This is a genomic window from Streptomyces sp. NPDC007264, assembly GCF_042869095.1.
Classification (GTDB): Bacteria; Actinomycetota; Actinomycetes; order Streptomycetales; family Streptomycetaceae; genus Streptomyces.
The window spans coordinates 337952-355856 of sequence record NZ_JBIAFD010000008.1; the positions used below are offsets into that span (position 1 = coordinate 337952).

At 73.0% G+C, this 17905-nt stretch carries 13 protein-coding genes; 10 read left to right on the forward strand and 3 right to left on the reverse strand.

Annotation, left to right across the window (positions count from 1 at the left end; translation table 11 throughout):
- Positions 1–14 precede the first annotated feature (14 nt).
- Together ACFYMU_RS16950 and ACFYMU_RS16955 are read left to right on the forward strand one after the other, a co-directional pair.
- The gene (locus ACFYMU_RS16950; protein ID WP_388373477.1) at positions 15–977 is read left to right on the forward strand and encodes a YbhN family protein; all 963 of its coding nucleotides are present in this window, start codon (positions 15–17) and stop codon (positions 975–977) included.
- A gap of 336 nt (positions 978–1313) precedes the next feature.
- Complete coding sequence (locus tag ACFYMU_RS16955; RefSeq protein WP_388373478.1) at positions 1314–2426, forward strand: mechanosensitive ion channel family protein; 1113 nt, start codon at positions 1314–1316, stop codon at positions 2424–2426.
- 19 nt (positions 2427–2445) lie between these two features.
- Here the strand turns inward: ACFYMU_RS16955 and ACFYMU_RS16960 are convergent, their stop codons facing one another.
- On the reverse strand, positions 2446–3987 hold the full coding sequence (locus tag ACFYMU_RS16960; RefSeq protein WP_388373480.1) for a M1 family metallopeptidase: 1542 nt from the start codon (positions 3985–3987) through the stop codon (positions 2446–2448).
- Between the two features lie 227 nt (positions 3988–4214).
- On the opposite strand from ACFYMU_RS16960, the gene ACFYMU_RS16965 reads away from it, so the two are divergent.
- The 6 genes from ACFYMU_RS16965 (at position 4215) to ACFYMU_RS16990 (ending at position 13138) form a co-directional block, all read left to right on the forward strand.
- Entirely contained in the window at positions 4215–6434 is a 2220-nt protein-coding gene (locus tag ACFYMU_RS16965; RefSeq protein WP_388373482.1) for an NADP-dependent isocitrate dehydrogenase, read from the forward strand.
- A gap of 240 nt (positions 6435–6674) precedes the next feature.
- Positions 6675–7211, forward strand: coding sequence for an NUDIX hydrolase family protein (locus tag ACFYMU_RS16970; protein ID WP_388373484.1), 537 nt, complete (start codon positions 6675–6677; stop codon positions 7209–7211).
- Positions 7212–7953: 742 nt separating this feature from the next.
- Positions 7954–10785 (forward strand): cation-translocating P-type ATPase, encoded by a 2832-nt coding sequence (locus ACFYMU_RS16975; RefSeq protein ID WP_388373486.1) that lies wholly within the window; start codon positions 7954–7956, stop codon positions 10783–10785.
- Positions 10782–11441: a potassium channel family protein gene (locus ACFYMU_RS16980; RefSeq protein WP_388373488.1), complete on the forward strand. Its 660-nt coding sequence runs from the start codon at positions 10782–10784 to the stop codon at positions 11439–11441. Before ACFYMU_RS16975 ends, ACFYMU_RS16980 begins: the two co-directional genes overlap by 4 nt.
- Positions 11438–12100 (forward strand): potassium channel family protein, encoded by a 663-nt coding sequence (locus tag ACFYMU_RS16985; RefSeq protein WP_388373490.1) that lies wholly within the window; start codon positions 11438–11440, stop codon positions 12098–12100. Before ACFYMU_RS16980 ends, ACFYMU_RS16985 begins: the two co-directional genes overlap by 4 nt.
- Before the next feature lie 165 nt (positions 12101–12265).
- Positions 12266–13138, forward strand: coding sequence for a universal stress protein (locus ACFYMU_RS16990; RefSeq protein WP_388373492.1), 873 nt, complete (start codon positions 12266–12268; stop codon positions 13136–13138).
- A gap of 125 nt (positions 13139–13263) precedes the next feature.
- Here the strand turns inward: ACFYMU_RS16990 and ACFYMU_RS16995 are convergent, their stop codons facing one another.
- Both ACFYMU_RS16995 and ACFYMU_RS17000 read right to left on the reverse strand, forming a co-directional pair.
- Entirely contained in the window at positions 13264–14253 is a 990-nt protein-coding gene (locus ACFYMU_RS16995; RefSeq protein WP_388373494.1) for an Acg family FMN-binding oxidoreductase, read from the reverse strand.
- A 377-nt stretch (positions 14254–14630) separates the two neighbouring features.
- Positions 14631–15317 (reverse strand): TetR/AcrR family transcriptional regulator, encoded by a 687-nt coding sequence (locus tag ACFYMU_RS17000; protein ID WP_388373496.1) that lies wholly within the window; start codon positions 15315–15317, stop codon positions 14631–14633.
- Positions 15318–15420: 103 nt separating this feature from the next.
- On the opposite strand from ACFYMU_RS17000, the gene ACFYMU_RS17005 reads away from it, so the two are divergent.
- Together ACFYMU_RS17005 and ACFYMU_RS17010 are read left to right on the forward strand one after the other, a co-directional pair.
- Positions 15421–17007 (forward strand): methylmalonyl-CoA mutase, encoded by a 1587-nt coding sequence (locus tag ACFYMU_RS17005; protein WP_388373498.1) that lies wholly within the window; start codon positions 15421–15423, stop codon positions 17005–17007.
- A 38-nt stretch (positions 17008–17045) separates the two neighbouring features.
- Positions 17046–17905, forward strand: an 860-nt coding sequence (locus ACFYMU_RS17010; RefSeq protein ID WP_388373500.1) for an acyl-CoA carboxylase subunit beta, incomplete at its 3' end; no start/stop codon positions are given.

Here is a 17905-nt window from a genome sequence, read left to right on the forward strand (position 1 = left end):
GAACCTCTGCGGATGTGACTGCCGTACGTCTCCCCCAGGGACTCCCCGGACGTGTCCGGGTCCGCCAGGCGCTGTGTCTGCTGCCGCTCGTCCTCGTGCTGGCGGTCGCGGTACGTCACCGCTCCGTGCTGGCGGAGGGCTTCGGCCATCTGGGATCGGCCCGGTGGCCGTGGCTGGCGGCCGCCGCCGTAGCCACCTGTCTGACCTGGGTGGCGGCCGCCTTCACCCGGCAGGGTGCGGTGGTGGAGCGGCTGCCCGCGCGCCGACTGCTCGCCACGCAGTTCGCCGCGGGCGCGGCCAACCATCTGCTGCCGACCGGGCTGGGGGCGAGCGCCGTCAACCTGCGCTTCATGACGGTGTGCGGAGTGCCGCTGGCCCGCTCCTCGGCGGCGCTCGCCCTGTACATGCTCGCCGAGGCGATCGCCCGGATCGGCCTGCTGCTGGCCCTGCTGATCGCCTTCCCCGGCGCGCTCCACGCGGGCGGTCTCCTCCCGGCGTCGGCGGTCGGCGCGCTCCTGCTCGCGGGGGCGGGCCTGGTGTGTGTCACGACGGCGGTGCTCCTTCTGGTCCGCCGGCTGCGGACGGCCGTGTGCTCCTTCCTGCGCACGGCGCTGTGCGAGGCCCGCTCGGTGCACACCCGGCCGGCCCGCGCGCTCGCGCTGTGGGGCGGCTCGCTCGCCTTCCCCCTCCTGCAGGCCGCCGGACTCGCCGCGGTCGGTCGGGCGCTGGCGCTGCCGGTGCCGCCGGTGCACACGGCGGTCGCGTATCTGGCGGCGACGCTCGCGGTCGCCGTCGTGCCCGCCCCGGGCGGCATCGGCTCGGTCGAGGCGGCACTCGTCGTCGCCCTGGTCGCGGCGGGCGGCCCGGCGGCCGTGGCGACGGCGGTCGTCCTGGCGTACCGGATCATCACGGTGTGGCTGCCGCTGCTGCCGGGGGCGCTGACGCTGGGCGCCCTGGTACGGCTGAAGGTGATCTGACCCCGCTCCCGCGGCCGTACCGGGAGGTGACCTCGGCCGGGCCGACCCGCGTCCGCACCTGGAGGGTGCGGCCCGTTTCGCCGCCGGGGCCGGTGGCACGGGTCGTCCGGCGACGGGTGACCCGGCCGGGTGCGCCCTCGCCGGCCGGGGTTCGGAACGGCCGCCGCACATCGGCCCGGTGACGGGCCGCCACCCTCATGCGGCAGGATGAGCCTTCGCCCCGGACGGCACCCACCGTCCGGGCCCGATGGTGCATCCCGTGATCCGAGCAGGTGGCAAGGTGACGACTCCTCATATCCGGCCCTGGGGCCCTCTCCGTCGCGCGGGAGGTGACCGGTGAACCGCGCGCTCACCCTCGACGACCTGATCATCGCCGGAATCGCCCTGGCCGCGGGGCTGGTGGCGGCGTTCCTGGCGCGCATGCTGCTGCGCTGGCTGGGCAGGCACGCCGACCGTACCCGGTGGGGCGGCGACGACGTGATCGTGGACGCCCTGCGGACCGTGGTGCCCTGGGCGGCGATCGCCGGTGGCGCGGCGGCCGCGGCGGCCGTGCTGCCGCTGACCCGGACGGTGCAGCGCCACGTCAACCAGTCCCTGAGCGTGCTGCTCATCGTCGCCGTGACGGTGACGGCCGCCCGGGTGATCGCCGGCCTGGTGCGCGCGGTCACCCAGTCCCGCTCCGGGGTCGCCGGATCGGCCACGATCTTCGTGAACATCACCAGGGTCGTGGTGCTGGCCATGGGGTTCCTGGTGGTGCTGCAGGCCCTGGGCATCTCCATCGCGCCGCTGCTCACCGCCCTGGGTGTCGGTGGTCTCGCGGTGGCGCTCGCCCTCCAGGACACGCTCGCGAACCTCTTCGCAGGCATCCACATCCTCGCCTCCAAGACGGTGCAGCCCGGTGACTACATCCGGCTGAGCAGCGGCGAGGAGGGCTACGTCGTGGACATCAACTGGCGTCAGACGACCGTCCGTCAGCTGTCCAACAACCTGGTCGTCATCCCCAACGGCGAACTCGCCAAGTCGAACATGATCAACTACACCCGGCCCGAGCAGCAGTTGACGGTCCTGGTGCAGGTGGGGGTCGGCTACGACAGCGACCTGGAGCACGTCGAGAAGGTCACCACGGAGGTGGTCGCCGAGGTGATGACGGAGATCACCGGCGCGGTCCCCGACCACGAACCGGCCGTTCGTTTCCACACGTTCGGCGACTCGCGGATCGGTTTCACGGTGATCCTCGGCGTCGGCGAGTTCAGCGACCAGTACCGCATCAAGCACGAGTTCATCAAGCGCCTGCACAAGCGCTACCGGGCCGAGGGCATCCGCATCCCGGCCCCGACCCGGACGGTGGCCCTCCAGCAGGGCCCGGCAGTCATCCCGCAGCCGCGCAGCGGCGACGACATGCCCGCCGAGCAGGACGGCGCGGGATCCACCGCCCTGCTCGAGAAGTGACCGCGCCGAGCGGCGCGCGTCAGAGCGTCGCCGACGCGTCGGGGTAGTGCCCGGCCGTCCGGTGGCGCGGCGCGAGGGACTGGGCGACCGGAGTGACGGTCCAGTCCGGGTGCCCGGGCATCCGCGGTGTCGTGGTGCCGTACAGCCAGTCCCTCAGGAAGCCGGACTGGTCCTGACCCGAGACCTCCGAGGCGACGGCGATGTAGTCCTCCGTCGTCGCCGAGGAGCCCCGGTACCGCTCCAGGAAGGTGCGCTCGACGGCGCTGAAGACGTCCTCGCCCACGGCCTGCTGCAGTGCGTACAGGACCAGGACGCCGCCCAGGTAGCGCTGGCTGTCGAACAGGTTGACCGCGTTCGGCGCCGCGACCGGCCCCGAGTCGTGGCGCCACTGGTCGCCGCGCGCGTAGGTGTCCTTCATCCGGGCTTCCATGGTCGTCAGGCCCAGGGAGTCGGTCCAGCCGCGCTCGTAGCGGTACAGCAGCCCGTAGTAGTCGGCGTGGCCCTCGTTCAGCCACAGGTCGGCCCAGGTGGCGGGGCTGACCATGTTCCCGAACCAGGAGTGCACCAGCTCGTGCATCATGTGCGAGCCGATCTTCCGTTCCTCCTGGAGCAGGAAGTTCGGCTTGTACAGGGTCAGCGTCTGCGTCTCCAGGCCCGTGAAGTCGAAGGCCTTCGGGTCGTCGGAGTTGCAGGGCAGCAGCCCGTACGTCTCGAACGGGAACGCGCCGAGCCTCGGCTCGAGCCACTCCAGCAGGCCCGGGGTCAGGGCGAGCGCCGGCTCCAGGGCCGCGGCGCGCGCCACCGGGACCACGTCGCGCAGGGGCAGTCCGTGCGGGCCCTGCCGGTCCTTGACCACGTAGTCGCCGACCGTGATCTGGACGAGTTCGGTGGCCATGGGGAAGCGGGAGCGGTACGCGAAGGTCGTACGGCCGTCCCGGCTCACCGTGCCGGTCGGCAGGCCGTTCGCCACACCTACCAGGCCGTCCGGGACGGTGATCCTGAAGGTGAAGGCGGCCTTGTCGGAGGGGTGGTCGTTGCACGGGAAGACGGTGTGCGCCGAGTTCGGCTGGCCCGCGACGGCGAAACCGTCCGGGGTGACGACCCAGCCGGTGTGCGGCAGGGCCTTCGCCGGGTCCGCGCCGTACTCCACGGTGATGACCGCGCACCGGCCGGTGGGCAGGGTCCGGGGCGGCGTGATCCGCAGCTTCTCGTCTAACAGCTCGAAGTCCGCGCTCCGCCCGTCGACGCACACGGAGCGTATGTCGAGCCCGAGGCAGTCCAGGGAGAGCCGGGAGAGGTCCTGGCGCACCTCCACGGCCAGGCGCGCGGTGGCGTCGACGAGGCGGGTCCCGGCGTCGTACGAGAAGTCCAGGTCGTACGACGTGACGCGGTAGCCGTCGTTGCCGAGGGCGGGGAAGACGGAGTCGCCGGCGGTCTCGCCGCCGGGGCTTCCCGCCCGCTCCGCCGCGTCGGCCCGGGCCGCCGGGGCGGCGGCCAGGGAGGCGGCCGCCGTGGCGATCAGACCGACCGCGGGGGCCGTCACTCTGGTGCGATATCTCATGGGTCGCTCTCACTCGAAGACAGTGGGGTCGTCGTCGCGGTGATCCGCACGCGCGATCGACAAGAAGGAGCGCCGATCACGCCGTTCGGTTCCCGCGCGCGACGTTTCCGGCGTGCCGCACGGCGGGGGCGGACCGCGCACGCGTGGCGCAGGCCACTGTCGAGCCGAGTGCCGTCACGAGATATCTTGATGTCGAGCAATGTTGCAGACGTGGAGCGGAGCACCCGGTGACTGACTCGACCATCATCTACACACACACTGACGAGGCCCCGGCCCTGGCGACGTATTCCTTCCTGCCGGTGGTCCAGGCGTACGCCTCGCAGGCGGGTGTCACTGTGGAGACCCGTGACATCTCGCTGGCCGGGCGCATCCTGGCGGTCTTCCCGGACCACCTCGCCGAGGACCAGCGGGTCGGCGATCACCTCGCCGAGCTGGGCGACCTGGCCAAGACGCCCGCGGCCAACATCGTCAAGCTGCCGAACGTCTCGGCGTCCGTCCCGCAGCTGAAGGCGGCCGTCGCCGAGCTCCAGGCCAAGGGCTACGCGCTGCCGGACTACCCGGACGAGCCGAAGACCGACGAGGAGCGGGAGATCCGCGCCCGGTACGACAAGATCAAGGGCTCCGCGGTGAACCCGGTCCTGCGCGAGGGCAACTCCGACCGCCGTGCCCCCGCGTCGGTCAAGAACTACGCCAAGACCCACCCGCACCGCATGGGCGCCTGGACCCCCGAGTCCAAGACCAACGTCGCGACCATGTCCGAGAACGACTTCTGCACCACCGAGAAGGCCGCGGTGATCTCCGAGGCCGGCTCGCTGCGCATCGAGCTGAAGGGCGACGACGGCTCCACCACGGTGCTGCGCGAGTCCGTACCCGTCCTCGAGGGCGAGGTCGTCGACGCCGCCGTGATGCGGGTGGCCGCCCTGCGCGAGTTCCTGACCGCCCAGATCGCCCGCGCCAAGGAGGAGGGCGTCCTCTTCTCCGTGCACCTGAAGGCCACGATGATGAAGGTCTCCGACCCGATCATCTTCGGTCACGTGGTGCGCGCCTTCTTCCCGAAGACCTTCGCGAAGTACGGCGAGACGCTCGCCGCGGCCGGTCTGACCCCGAACGACGGTCTGGGCGGCATCTTCAAGGGCCTGGAAGCCCTGCCCGAGGGCGCCGAGATCAAGGCGTCCTTCGACGCCGAGCTGGCCGAGGGCCCCGAGCTCGCCATGGTGGACTCCGACCGCGGCATCACCAACCTCCACGTCCCGTCCGACGTGATCGTCGACGCCTCCATGCCGGCCATGATCCGCACCTCCGGCCACATGTGGGGCCCGGACGGGCAGGAGCACGACACCCTCGCGGTGCTGCCGGACTCCAGCTACTCCGGCGTCTACCAGGCCGTGATCGACGACTGCCGCGCCCACGGCGCCTTCGACCCGTCCACCATGGGCACCGTCCCGAACGTGGGCCTCATGGCGCAGAAGGCCGAGGAGTACGGCAGCCACGACAAGACGTTCGAGATCCCCGCCACCGGCACGGTCCGCCTCGTCGACCAGGCCGGCAACGTCGTCCTGGAGCAGACGGTCTCGGCCGGCGACATCTTCCGCGCCTGCCAGGCCAAGGACGCCCCGATCAGGGACTGGGTGAAGCTGGCCGTCACCCGCGCCCGCGCCACCGGCGACCCGGCGGTGTTCTGGCTGGACGAGAACCGCGCCCACGACGCGGTGCTCATCGAGAAGGTCGAGCGGTACCTGCCGGAGCACGACACCGAGGGCCTGGACATCCGCATCCTGTCCCCGGTCGAGGCGACCAAGCTGTCGGTGGAGCGCATCCGCCGCGGCGAGAACACCATCTCCGTCACCGGCAACGTGCTGCGCGACTACCTGACGGACCTGTTCCCGATCCTGGAGCTGGGCACCAGCGCCAAGATGCTCTCGGTCGTCCCGCTGATGGCGGGCGGCGGCCTGTTCGAGACGGGCGCCGGCGGCTCCGCGCCCAAGCACGTGCAGCAGCTGCTGAAGGAGAACTACCTGCGCTGGGACTCGCTCGGCGAGTTCTTCGCGCTCGTGCCCTCCCTCGAGCAGTACGCGAAGACCACCGGCAACGCCCGCGCCCAGGTCCTGGCCGACGCCCTCGACCGCGCCACGGCCACGTTCCTCAACGAGGACAAGTCCCCGACCCGTCGCGTCGGCGGCATCGACAACCGGGGCAGCCACTTCTACCTGTCGCTGTACTGGGCGCAGGAGCTGGCCCGGCAGACCGAGGACGCGGACCTGGCCAAGGCGTTCGCCCCGCTCGCCGAGACCCTCGCCGCCGCCGAGCAGACGATCGTCGACGAGCTGATCGCCGTCCAGGGCAAGCCGGCCGACCTCGGCGGCTACTACCTGCCGGACCCGGCTCTGGCCTCCGCGGTCATGCGCCCGTCGGCGACCTGGAACGAGGCGCTGGCGTCGCTCGCGTAGCCGTCGCCCGCGGCCCGTCCGCACCCGTGTGACAGCCGCCCCGGCCGGACCTGATCCGGCCGGGGCGGTCGTCCGTCCGCCCCGTCGCCCCCGGGCCGACGGTGAACGCGGCCGTTGGCCGGGCGACGACCCCCCGCCGGCGTCCCGCGCCGCACGCGCCCCCGCCCCGCTCCCGTGTGACTTGCGTCTGACCTGGAGCAACACGCACACAGCGCGAGGCGTTGACCGTACGATCGGGCAATGCCTGACACGACCGAAACCACGCCCGGCTGGCTGACTCCCGACGAACTCCAGCTGGCGCGTGCCCGCATGCCGATCCTGTACGTGGAAGCCGTGCCCGTGCGCGTCGACGACAGCGGTGAAGTCACCAGCATCGGACTGCTGCTGCGGATCGGGCCCGACGGGACCGTCAGCCGCACCCTCGTCTCCGGGCGGGTCCTGCACCACGAACGGGTCCGGGACGCCCTCCTGCGTCATCTGGAGAAGGACCTCGGACCCGTGGCGCTGCCCCGGGTGCCGGCCTCGCTGCAGCCCTTCACCGTCGCCGAGTACTTCCCGACGCTGGGGACCACCCCCTTCCACGATCCCCGCCAGCACGCGGTGTCCCTCGCCTACATCGTGCCGGTGACCGGCGACTGCCGCCCCCGTCAGGACGCCCTGGACCTGGTCTGGTTCACCCCGCAGGAGGCGGCGTCGGCCCTGGTGCAGAGCGACATGCCGGGCGGTCAGGGCGTCCTCCTCAAGCAGGCGCTCGCCCACGTCGGCTGCCTCTCCTGAGCGCGCGTCGGCCCGGAACCCGCTGACGGCGGATCCCCGGGCCGACGGGCACCCCGGCGCGGCGGCACCCCGGCGCCCCGGCGCGAGGGGCACCCCGGCACCCCCGTGCGGCGGCACCCCGGCAGCACCCGGTGCGGCGGCACCCTGGCAGGCGGTGCGGCGGCGCCCCGGCGCGAGGGGCACCCCGGCGCCCCCGTGCGGCGGCGCCTCGGCAGGCGGTGCGGCGGCACCCCGGCAGCACCCGGTGCGGCGGCACCCCGGCAGGCGGTGCGGCGGCGCCCCGGCGCGAGGGGCACCCCGGCGCCCCCGTGCGGCGGCGCCTCGGCAGCACCCGGTGCGGCGGCACCCCGGCAGGCGGTGCGGCGGCGCCCCGGCGCGAGGGGCACCCCGGCACCCGGGTGCGGCGGCTGCCGGCCGGGACGAGGCCGAGGGCCGCAGCCGTGGCTGCCGAAGCCGGTCGCGCCGGGCCGGCCGGGTGGCCCAGGCGACCGGGCCGGCGGCGGTCGGTGCCTGCCGTGGGCGCCCGGCCGTCCGTGACGGAGTCGCCGAGCGCCACCGCGGCGCCGGGCGCGCCGCTCGTCCGACGGCCCAGGGCGCCGGGCGGCCGGTCCCCGCATCCGAGGCACGGGCGGCCGGTCCCCTCGTCCGAGGCGCGGGGTCCGAGGCGCGGGGCGGCCGGTCCCCGTGCCTTGCCCCGAACGGCCCTGGCGGCGGCCGGGCGCCGGTCCGCACGATCGTGTGCATGGTGGTCCATCCCGGGCCTGGCGCGCTCACCACCCGTCGGCGAGGAGCCGTCGCGGCGGCCTCGCGCGGCGCGCCGGACGGCGGGCCGCCCGCACCCGGGACGGCCGTCGACGAGGTGTTCGCGGCGCTGGGCACCTCACCGCGCGGGCTGACGGAGCCGGAGGCGCACGCGAGGCGCGCGCGATACGGTCCCAACGAGCTGCCCCGGGCACGGCGGCGCGGCGCATGGCGGCAGCTGGCGGGTCAGTTCACGGATCTGTTCGCGGTGATGCTGCTCGTCGCCTCCGGGATCACCTTCCTGGCCTACGGGCTGGAGGAGCCCCGTGACACCGGGACCCTGCAGCTGGCGGTGGCGATCCTCGGGGTCGTGGCGCTGAACGCGGTGATCGGGTTCACCCAGGAGTACTCGGCGGAGCGGACGGCGGAGTCGTTGCAGGCCATGGTCCCGTACCTGTGCCGGGTGCTGCGCGGTGGGCAGCGGCGGGAGCTGCCGGCGGCCGACCTGGTCCCGGGCGACGTGGTGGTGCTGGAGGCCGGGGACGCCGTGCCGGCGGACTGCCGCCTGGTCGAGGCGCACGAGCTGTCGGTGGACAACGCGCCGCTCACCGGGGAGAGCACCGCCGTGCGCCGTACCGCCGAGCCGGTGGCGGACGGCCCGGTGCTCCACGCCCGCAACTGCGTGTTCATGGGCACCGACGCCGTCGCCGGGTCCGGCCGGGCCGTGGTGTTCGCCACCGGTGCGGCCACCGAGTTCGGACGCATCTACCGGCTGGCCGCCGCCGCGCCACGGCAGCGGACCCCGTTGCAGCGGCAGGTGGCCGTGATGGCCCGCCGGGTGGCGGGGGCGGCGCTGGCCATCGGCGCCCTGCTGTTCGCGATCCGTCTGCCCTCGGGGCAGCCCCTCGTCGAGTCGTTCGTCTTCGGGCTCGGCGTGATGGTCGCGCTCGTCCCGGAGGGCCTGCCCGCCACGCTGTCGGTGTCGCTGGCGATCGGCGTGCGCCGCATGGCGCGCCGCCACGCGCTGGTCAAGAAACTGCTGGCGGTGGAGGCGCTGGGCGCCACGACCGTCATCTGCACCGACAAGACGGGCACGCTCACCCAGGCCGAGATGACCGTCACCCGGATCTGGGCGGCCGGCACCGCGTACCCCGTGACGGGCGTCGGGTACGCGCCGACGGGCGACGTCGCCGACACGGCGGCCGTGCACGAGCTGCTGCGGGTCGCCGGGCTGTGCTGCAACGCCCGGCTCGTGCCGCCGTCGGGACGGCGCGGCTGGCACGTGCTGGGCGACACCACCGAGGGGGCCCTGCTCGTGGCGGCGGCCAAGGCGGGGCTGGACCTGGCCGCCGAGGAGGCCGCCGCGCCGCGGGTGACGGAGTTCCCCTTCGACTCCGGGCGCAAGCTCATGACCACGGTGCACAGGACCCGCGAGGGCCATCACGCCTACGTCAAGGGCGCCCCGCAGGAACTGCTGGCGCGGTGCACCTCCGTCGAGTGGCACGACGGCCGGCGCCCGTCGACGGACGAGCTGCGGGCGGCGGTCACGGACGCCGCCGACGACCTGGCCGCCCAGGGTCTGCGGGTCCTGGCGGTCGCCCGGCGCGCGGTGCCGGGTCCCCGCCCGGCGAGGGCCGACGCGGAGTCGGGGCTCACCCTGCTCGGTCTGGCCGGCATGCAGGATCCGCCCCGGCCCGAGGTCACCGAGGCGGTGGCGGCCTGCCGCCGGGCCGGGATCCGGATCGTCATGGTCACCGGCGACCATCCGCTCACCGCGGAGGCGGTCGCCCGCAGGGTGGGCATCGTCCGCGGGCCCTCCCCCGTCACGGTGACCGGCGACCGGCTCGACGCCCTGGACGACGGGGCGCTGGACGCCCTGCTGGCCGAACGCTCCGAGCTGCTGCTGTGCCGGGTCAGCCCCGAGCACAAGATGCGGGTCGTGACGGGCCTGCAGCGGCGTGGCGAGGTGGTGGCGGTCACGGGCGACGGCGCGAACGACGCCCCGGCGCTCAAGCACGCCGACATCGGCGTGGCGATGGGCGCCTCCGGTACCGATGTGGCCCGTGAGGCGGCGGCGATGGTGCTGCTGGACGACTCGTTCGCCTCCATCGCGACGGCGGTACGGCTCGGCCGGACCGTCTACCAGAACATCCGCCGCTTCCTGGTCTATCTGTTCAGCCACAACATCGGCGAGCTGGTCCCCATCCTGGTGGCCACGTTCGTCGGCTTCCCGCTGGTGCCCATCAGCGCCGTGCAGATCCTCGCCATCGACCTGGGCTCGGACGTCCTGCCCGCCCTGGCACTGGGCGCGGAACCCCCGGAGCCCGATGTGATGGACCGGCCGCCGCGCTCGCGCCGCGCACCGCTGTTCTCGGCCGCGGTCGTGGGACGGATCCTGTTCCTGGGCGGCATCCAGGCGCTCGGCGTGAGCGCCGTGTTCTTCTGGCACATCCACGGCTCCGGCATCCCCTACGGCGACTTCACCCCGAGCGACCCGGTCTACCGGGAGGCGATCACCATGACCCAGGCCGGGATCGTGGTCAGCCAGTTCTTCAACGCCCAGGCGGTGCGCACCGACCGGCAGAGCGTACTGAAGGCGGGGCTGCTGTCCAACCCCGCGCTGCTCGCCGCCGGCTGCCTCGGCATCGCCCTCATGGCGGCCATCAGCTACGTACCGGTGCTCCAGTCGGTCTTCAACACCGCGCCGCTGGCCGCCGGCGACTGGGCCGTCCTGGTGGCCCTGGGCGTGTTGCCGCTGCTCGCCGACGAAGCCCGCAAGGCGTGGCTGCGCCACCGTGCCGAGACCCGGAACGGGAAGGGAGCACAGCGATGAGAGTGATCGTCGTGGGGTGCGGGCGCGTCGGCTCCGAGCTCGCCGCCCTGCTCGCCGCCGAGGGCCATGACGTCCGCGTCGTCGACCGGCAGCCGAAGGCGTTCCGGCGGCTTCCCGACAGCGACCGGATCCGGCGCCACGAAGGCAACGGCTACAGCCGCGCCGTCCTGGAGGCGGCCGGGATCGAGCACGCCGACGCGTTCGCGGCCGTCACCTCCGGCGACAACAGCAACATCGTCAGCGCCCGCACCGCCAAGGACACCTACCGGGTCCCGGTCGTCATCGCCCGCATCCACGACCCCCGCCGTGCCGACATCTACCGGGAACTGGGCATTCCGACGATCGCGAGCGTCCGCTGGACCGTGCACCAGGTCCACCAGATGCTGCTGCACCGCCATCTCACCCCCGAACTCAGCTTCGGCAACGGGGAGACGCTGCTCGTGCGCTCCGAACTGCCCGCCTATCTGTCCGGGCGGCGGCTGGCCGAGTTCGACGTCGACGGCGAGATCCGCGTCGTCGAGATCACCCGCGGCGGCCGCTCCCTCGTCCCCGCCCACGGCACCACCGCGCACCCGGGCGACCTGGTCACGTTCGCGGTGGCCGCCACGGCGCTGGGCAGACTGCGCGGCTTTCTGGACAGGGAGCTGGGAACATGAAAGCGCTCATCGCGGGTGCCGGACGGCTCGGCACGCAGATCGCCCAGGTCCTCGCCGCCGCCCGCAACGACGTGACGCTCGTCGACGTCGACGAGAACCGTGTCGCCGAACTCCGGGGCCGCCTCCCCGCGTCGGTGCGGCTGCTCGTCGGGGACGCCTGCGAACCCGACGTGCTGGAACACGCGGGCGCCCGCACGGCCGATCTCGTCATCGCCACCACCGGCGAGGACGAGGACAATCTCGTCGTCAGCCTGCTCGCCAAGCGCCAGTTCGCCGTGCCCCGCGTCGCCGCCCGGGTCAACGACGCGGAGAACGCCTGGCTGTTCGACCAGCGCTGGGGGGTGGATGTCGCGGTGCCCGCCGCCACGCCCCTGATCTCGCTGATCGAGGAGGCCACGGGTGCCACCGACACCGTGGCCCTGCTCCGCCTGAGCAAGGCGGGCGTCGACGTGATCGAGACGGCCATCACGCCCGGCTCACGGGCCGCCGGGCGCCTGCTGTCCGACATCGTCCTCCCGGAGGGCACCGTGATCGCCACCCTCGTCCGCGACGGGCAGCCCACCGTCCCCGCCCCGTCGGTCCGGCTGCGGCCGGGTGACGAGCTCCTGCTCGTCTCCCACGCCGCCACCGAGCGGGAGATCCACGCGGCCTTCCAGTGACGGGGCCTCCAGTGGCGCGGCCGTCCGGCGGCACGGCCTCCCGGTGACGCCGCCTCCCGATGACGCGGCCTCCCGGTGACGCGGGCGCCCCGCTCCGGGTGTCGCAACCACGGCGACCGGACCATCATCGAACTGGGGGCACGTCCGAGGAAGGCGGTGACCGTCATGGAGCTGCCCTTGGTCGTCGGCGTCGACGGATCCCGGTCGAGTCTGCTCGCGGTGGACTGGGCGGTGGACGCGGCGGTGGCCCACGGCGCGCCGGTGCGTCTTGTCCACGCCTTCCTGTGGCAGCGGTACGAGGGCGCGGAGCTCGGCCGTGACCTGGGCCGTCTCTCCGAGAAGACGGTCGCCGAGGCCCTCGTCGAGACGGCCGTCGACCATGCCAGGCGCCGCCGCGGGGAGCTGGAGATCTCGGCCCTCGCGGTGCCCGAGGACCCGGTGCGGACCCTGCTGAGCGAGGGCCGCAACGCGTCGATGCTGGTGCTCGGGTCACGCGGCCGCGGCCAGCTGGCAGGGCTGCTGCTCGGCTCGGTGAGTCTGGCCGTGGCGGCCCGTGCCGACTGTCCCGTCGTCGTGGTGCGCGACAGCGACGACGGCTCCGGGGAGCGCTCGCGGGTCGCGGTGGGCGTGGGTGCCGCGGACAGCGGGTCGCAGGCCGTGCGGTTCGCCTTCCGGGAGGCCGAGGCGCGCCACTGGGCGCTGCTGGCGGTGCGGGCCTGGCGCTGCCCGGCCCACGAGCCCGCCGATCATCCGCTGCTCACCGGTGACCCCGCCCGTCACCACCGGGGACAGGCGGCGGAGATCCTCGACGAGGCGCTGGCGGAGGCGGCGCGTGACCATCCCCGGGTGGAGGTCCGGCGGCAGGTGACCGAGGGCCAGGCGGGACAGGTGCTGCTGCGGGCGTCCCGCGAAGCCGCCCTGCTGGTCGTCGGGGCCCGGCGCGGACACGGGCGCTCCGGGCTGCAACTCGGCCGGGTGGCCCACGCGGCCCTGCACCACGCCTCCTGCCCGGTCGCGGTCGTCCCCCTGCGGGAGTGATCCCGGGGACTCACGGCACCCGGTCCAGGGGCGTCACGCCTCCGGGCCAGGGGCGTCACGCCTCCGGGCCAGGGGCGTCAGGGCACCCGGGCCAGGGGGCGTCAGGGCACCCGGGGCCTCCCTGCTCAGACCACGTCCAGGACGTCCTGCACGGGTCGGCGCGGTGTCGTCTCGCCCGGGGGACCGTAGCCGATGCGCACCACCATCTGCACGAACCCCATGGCCGACCGGGGGTCCCGGGCCAGTTCGCGCAGGTCCTTCCACTCCAGGGCGTGGGACGTGAGGGACGTGGCCAGTCCGTTCAGTGTGGCCAGCAGCAGCACCCGCTCCATCGCCTGTCCCGCCCGCAGCCAGTCGGGCAGCCGGTCATAGGTGGTGCCCAGGATCGCCAGGTGCGGTGTCGCCTCGAAGGTCGCCGTCGGACGGTCGGGGACGGGCCGGCGGCCCGCGAAGTCGCGTACGGGTGCCCGACCGTGCAGCTTGCGCGGCCCGAAGGCGTAGTCGGGGATGCCGTCGACGGCCGTCCCGGCGTCCTGCTCCCCGAGGCGGGACCACCGGCGGATGTCCTCGAACCGCTCGGGATCCAGGGTGTCGCGTCCCTCGACGTCCTCGACCCACTCCAGGAGGGACTGGACGTGCCAGGGCTCCGGGAACACCAGCTGTGTGCCCTCCTGGCGGGCGGCCTCGCACAGCGCCTCCTCGACCGCGGCGGGTACCGGCCGGTCCTCGAACGGGTGGCGGCTGGTGTGCCGGCGGTGGACGGCGGGGAACAGGCGGGCCAGTTCGGGGTCGGGGTCTTCCGTGTCGGTCAGCGTGACCGTGGCGAGCAACTGCGTGTCGTCGGGGTCGGGAAGCAGCCGGGTGTCCGTGCCCCAGCCGTGGTGGGCCGCGGCGACGCGCAGGTTGAACAGGGCGGCGGCGCAGCCGAGGTGGAGGGCGCGGTGATCGGGGTCGGTGTGCGGCATCGCCCGTTCGAGATCGGGCCGCAGTTCGAAGGTCCGGGTGCGGGTGGAGAAGCGGAACCGCCACGGCTGGGCGTTGTGCATGGACGGAGCGGCCGTGGCAGCGGCGACCAGGTCCGTGACGGTGGTGGTGTCGAGCGGTGGCGCCGGCATGAGACACAGCTCCCCTCAGGAGAAGGACGCGCCGACGGCCGACCCTGCCGTCGGAGGCGATCACCTTCATTGTCCATCCTGCCCCGGCCGCCGGGCGGCACCACCCCCGGTCCGGTCCGCGCGGGCGGCCGGTCGGGGCCGGTTCCCGGCCGGGAACCGGGCGGCGCCGACACCGGCACCCCGCCGCGGTCGGGCGGCGCCGACACCCGCACCCCGCCGCGGTCGGGCTCCGCCGTCACCGCCGCCGCGCGCCGGCGGCGCCCTCGTCGGGCATCTGCCGGGGCGGGTTCACCGTACGGACGCCGTTCACCGTACGAACGCGGTTCACCGTACGGACGCCGTTCACCGTACGGACGCCGTTCACCGCACGGACGCGGTCACCGTACGGACGCGTCCTCGATCAGCCGGCGCAGCGACGGCAGGAGGGCGTCGAGGTCCTGTCCGGTCCGGAAGGCGACGACGGTGGTGCCGCCGTCGCCGGTGCGGTCGGGGAACTGGGGTGTCGGGAAGAGGGCGAGCACCTCACGCATCGCCTCGTCGACCTCTGCGACCGGGTCGGACGCCTCCGCCCTGAGCCATCGGCGCAGCACGTGGTTGTGGGCCGCGACCACCGCGGCCGCCATGAGTTCGGCCCGGAGCGACGCGGACGCCGTCGGATCCCCCATCCAGTCCGAGATGAACTCCCGGAACAGCCGCTGGTACCGGGCCACGCTGGCGATCTCGCGGTCGCGGAGGGCGGCCACCTTGCTGGTGAGCGTGTACCGGCGGCGCGCCAGGTCCCCTTCGTCGAGGTAGTGCAGCAGCACCAGGCGGACCGCGTCGGACACGGCGACGAGGGCGGTGCTGTGGCTGGAGGTCGCCAGCCGGTCCCTGATCAGCGCGAGCAGCCGGTCGTGGTCGGGGAAGATCACCTCTTCCTTGGACCGGTAGTGCCGGAAGAACGTCGTGCGTCCCACACCGGCCCGCTCCGCGATGTCGTCCACGGTGGTCTGCTCGTATCCGCGCTCGTCGAAGAGCGCGAAGGCGGCATCTGCTAGTCGGATCCGCACGGCTGGCTTGCTCATGACCGCTCATCCTTCCCCGTCTCGCCATCCGGGACCACTTGCCCCGGAGCAATGGTACTGAGTACCGTCTATAAGACATTGAGTACCAGAGAGGAGATGCGGCGTGGGTTCCGTTGCACGGAGCGAGTCCGGCCTGCCGATCCAGCCGGTCTACGACGGCTGGACGCTGACGGACTTCGACGCGGACGCCAAGCTGGGCGCCCCGGGGCAGTTCCCGTTCACCCGCGGCGTGTATCCGTCCATGTACACCGGCCGGCCGTGGACGATGCGGCAGTACGCCGGTTTCGGTACGGCGAAGGAGTCCAACGAGCGCTACCACGAGCTGGTCGGCGCCGGCACCGGAGGACTGAGCGTCGCCTTCGACCTGCCGACGCAGATGGGCTACGACTCCGACGAGACCATCGCCCAGGGCGAGGTCGGCAAGGTCGGCGTGGCGATCGACTCGCTGGACGACATGCGCACCCTGTTCCAGGGGCTGCCGCTGGACAAGGTGTCGACGTCGATGACGATCAACGCGCCCGCGTCGACGCTGCTCCTGCTGTACCAGCTGGTCGCGGCCGAGCAGGGCATCGCGGGAGACCGGCTGACGGGCACGATCCAGAACGACGTGCTCAAGGAGTACATCGCCCGCGGCACCTACATCTACCCGCCCAAGCAGTCCCTTCGGCTGATCAGCGACATCTTCGCGTACTGCCACAAGGAGATCCCGCGCTGGAACACGATCTCCATCTCCGGGTACCACATGGCCGAGGCCGGGGCGAGCCCCGTGCAGGAGATCGCCTTCACCCTCGCCAACGCCAAGGAGTACGTGCGCACCGCGATCGCCGCGGGTCTGGACGTCGACGACTTCGCGCCCCGGCTGTCGTTCTTCTTCGTCGCGCGGACCACCCTGCTGGAGGAGATCGCGAAGTTCCGTGCGGCGCGGCGCATCTGGGCGCGGATCATGCGCGAGGAGTTCCACGCCAAGAACCCCAAGTCGCAGATGCTGCGCTTCCACACCCAGACCGCGGGTGTGCAGCTGACGGCACAGCAGCCCGAGGTCAACCTGGTGCGGGTCGCGCTGCAGGGCCTGGGCGCGGTGCTGGGCGGGACCCAGTCCCTGCACACCAACTCCTACGACGAGGCCATCGCCCTGCCCACCCAGAAGGCGGCCCGGCTCGCCCTGCGCACGCAGCAGATCATCGCCTACGAGACCGATGTGACCAAGACGGTGGACCCCTTCGCCGGGTCGTACGTCATGGAGTCGATGACCGACGACGTCGAGGCGGCGGTCATGGAGCTGATGCAGGCCGTCGAGGACCGCGGAGGCGCCGTCGCCGCGATCGAGCAGGGATTCCAGAAGTCGGAGATCGAGAAGTCCGCGTACCGGGTCGCCCTGGAGATCGACAACGGTGAACGCACCGTGGTCGGTGTCAACAAGTTCGCCCTGGACGAGGAAGAGCCCTACGAACCGCTGCGGGTCGACCCCCAGATCGAGCTGGACCAGTGCGAACGCCTCGCCGCCCTGCGCGGGGAACGCGACAACGACGCGGTGGCGCAGGCGCTCGACGCGGTGCGTGCCGCCGCCCGGGGCACCGACAACGTCCTGTACCCGATGCGTGAGGCCCTGCGGCTGCGCGCCACGGTCGGCGAGGTGTCGCACGCCCTGCGCGACGTCTGGGGCGTGTACCAGCCGCACGACACCTTCTGACCCGAGATCCCACGCATGAGCACGAAGGAGAGCGAGCGGTGAGCACCGATCGCGCACAACAGAGCGACATCGACATTCACACGACTGCGGGGAAGCTCGCGGATCTCCAGCGCCGTGTGCAGGAGGCCACGCACGCCGGTTCGGAACGCGCCGTGGAGAAGCAGCACGCCAAGGGCAAGCTGACCGCCCGGGAACGCATCCTGCTGCTGCTGGACGAGGACTCCTTCGTCGAACTGGACGAGTTCGCCCGCCACCGCTCCACCAACTTCGGCCTGGAAACCAACCGCCCCTACGGCGACGGCGTCGTCACCGGCTACGGAACCGTCGACGGCCGCCCCGTCGCCGTCTTCTCCCAGGACTTCACCGTCTTCGGCGGCGCCCTGGGCGAGGTCTACGGCCAGAAAATCGTCAAGGTCATGGACTTCGCCCTCAAGACCGGGTGCCCCGTCATCGGCATCAACGACTCCGGCGGCGCCCGCATCCAGGAAGGCGTCGCCGCCCTGGGCGCCTACGGCGAGATCTTCCGCCGCAACACCCACGCCTCCGGCGTCATCCCCCAGATCAGCCTGATCGTCGGCCCCTGCGCCGGCGGCGCCGTCTACTCCCCCGCCATCACCGACTTCACCGTGATGGTCGACCAGACCTCCCACATGTTCATCACCGGCCCCGACGTCATCAAGACCGTCACCGGCGAGGAGGTCGGCTTCGAGGAACTGGGCGGCGCCCGCACCCACAACTCCGTCTCCGGCGTCGCCCACCACATGGCCGGCGACGAAAAAGACGCCATCGAGTACGTCAAGCAGCTGCTGTCCTACCTGCCGTCCAACAACCTCAGCCAGCCCCCCGCCTTCCCCGAAGAGGCCGACCTCACCCCCACCGACGACGACCGCGCCCTGGA